Source organism: Bacillus sp. 01N45 (assembly GCF_056399205.1).
In genome coordinates, this window is sequence record NZ_JBFTQW010000062.1 from 1 (window position 1) to 400 (window position 400).

Here is a 400-nt window from a genome sequence, read left to right on the forward strand (position 1 = left end):
GGCCCGTCTCAGCCCTTCAGCCTGGAGCAGATTGGACAGCTGGCAGTTCAGAGCAACCCAGATCTGATTGCGGCACGAGCGGAGCACGGCATAGCGGCAGCACAGCTGGAAAGTGCCGCCGCGCTGCCCAATCCGGTGCTGTCGGTGAGCTATGCAGGTGTCCTCAGCGGCGCTGGGGCGCTTCCGGCGATAGCTCTGGGCTTGGGCCAGGACATCAAGGCGCTGATCATTCGACCTGCCAAGGTGGGCGCTGCGAAGGCGCAGCTGGCGCAGGTCGATGCAGGCATTCTGTGGCAGGAGTGGCAGGTCTCCGCCAAAGCCGAGTTGACCGCATTGGAACTGGCTGCAGCGAGCCGGCAGCTCGTGCTGGCCTCGGAGACCTCCAGACTTTGGGACGAAC

1 protein-coding gene is annotated in these 400 nt (G+C 64.8%); it reads left to right on the forward strand.

What is annotated here, in order from left to right:
- Positions 1-400 (forward strand): hypothetical protein (locus tag AC1DMU_RS29735; protein WP_476941703.1); only part of this gene is annotated, 400 nt, incomplete at both ends.